General features: G+C 63.2%; 2 protein-coding genes. Both read right to left on the reverse strand.

Features of this window, described 5'->3' with window-relative positions; translation table 11 throughout:
- The coding region (locus DBR22_RS07335) for an SRPBCC family protein (RefSeq protein WP_108598464.1) at positions 1-367 on the reverse strand (367 nt) is incomplete at its 3' end.
- Positions 367-1,212, reverse strand: a complete 846-nt coding sequence (locus DBR22_RS07340; RefSeq protein ID WP_108598465.1) for a class I SAM-dependent methyltransferase — start codon at positions 1,210-1,212, stop codon at positions 367-369. The genes DBR22_RS07335 and DBR22_RS07340, both read right to left, overlap by 1 nt.
- Positions 1,213-1,611 lie beyond the last annotated feature (399 nt).

The following is a 1,611-nucleotide window of genomic DNA, read 5'->3' on the forward strand; positions in this document are numbered from 1 at the left end:
CCGCCGCCTCTTCACTGGCGTTGTTGTCCTGCGCGAGAGTGAGCCGCGTCTGACCGTCCTGGCCCTCAAGGGTCCAGGTCAGCGTGTGGTAGTTCTCGGGCTTGTCGTCCTCGCCGCCAAGCGGACTGAAGTGGGTGTGGACCAGCTTCCTGCCGGGCTCCACCTCAAGGATCCGTCCCTTGTCCTCGTAGGGTTTGCCCTCCCATTCACCGCGCCACAAAATCGGCCCGCCCACTGTCCAGTCGGTCTGAAGATCCGCGCCGAACATAAACTCCTTCACGGCGTCCGGATCCGTAATGACCTCCCAGACGCGGTCCGGCGGGGCATCGATGGTGATCGCGGACTTGGCCACAAAGGCCCCGGGCATCAGCGGGCCTTCCGGGCAGTCAGCAGGAGGTATTCCCACTGCATCTGCCACACAGCGTCACCGTGGGCCTCGCCAAAGGAATCAGCCAACCCGATGAGGGCATTGTCCAGTTCCTTGGCTTTGTCCGCGTCGTCGCCGATGAATTTATAGACCGAGATGGTGGGACCGTAATGGGACTTGAAGTACCTCAGGAAGTCCTGCGGCTGATGGAAGCTGCGGACGGCCAGGGTGCGCTTTTCGGCCTTGATGTCCGTGATTCTGTCGCCGAACAGTTCACGCACATGGTCCTCGCTGCCCCAAAGCGGCCCCGGTGATGCCCCGGGCGGTGGCGGCGGTGCGTACGGCTTCAGGGTGGCAAGCATTTTGCCGAGGAAACCCTCGGGCGTCCAGTTAAGCAGTCCGATCGTGCCGCCGGGCTTGCACACGCGCACGATTTCGTCGGCACTGGCCTGGTGGTGCGGGGCAAACATGACGCCGAGGCAGGACGTCACCACATCAAATTCGTTGTCGCCGAACGGCAGGGCCTCGGCGTCGGCCTCCACCCACTCCAGCTCAACGCCGCGATCGGCTGCCTGCCGGCGGCCGGCGTCGAACAGTTCCGGCGTGAGGTCGCTGGCTACGACCTTGCCGCCCATCATGGCGGCGGGAATGGCTGCGTTACCGGCACCCGCGGCCACGTCCAGCACGCGCTGCTTCGGCTTGATTCCGCAGGCATCAACCAGGATGGCTCCCAGATCGTTGACCAGTTCGGCGGCCAGTGCCGGGTAATCTCCGGAGGCCCACATGGCCCGGTGCTTTTGTTTCAGCGCCAGGTCTGCCTCGTCTACTTTCGCTTCGCCATTCATCTCGGGACCCCTCTTCTTTGACAGGTTTTGAGTGACAGCACGCTGTTGGCACAGTGGAGGCTGCGATGCGACCCATTGTGGCCGCACGGGAGCAGGCTGTAAAGGATCCAACGGTTTCCTCTGCCGGCAGGCCCTCCCGGGTATCATGGCCGGCCGGCACCAGGGCGGTAGAGGTTAGGCGCAGCGTGCGATGAGCGGTCCGCCAGAAGACCTTGCAGTTCTCAACAGGGGCCCTGCCGCATGCGGCAGGGCCCCTGTTGGTGAAGAAAGACGTAGCGGCAGCGTCTCAGTTAGCCACTGTGAAGGGAATCACGGTCACCCCGGAGTTTGTCGAACCCAGTTTGTTGTCACGGCACGACGATCGTAGGTGTAGTTTATGGACACCATTGGTCAGAGTCC

This window comes from Arthrobacter sp. HMWF013, from assembly GCF_003061105.1.
Taxonomy (GTDB): Bacteria; Actinomycetota; Actinomycetes; order Actinomycetales; family Micrococcaceae; genus Arthrobacter.

Coding starts and splice junctions, on each gene's coding strand:
- DBR22_RS07340 (WP_108598465.1), bottom strand. CDS start 1,212: ATGAATGGCGAAGCGAAAGTAGACGAGGCAGACCTGGCGCTGAAACAA.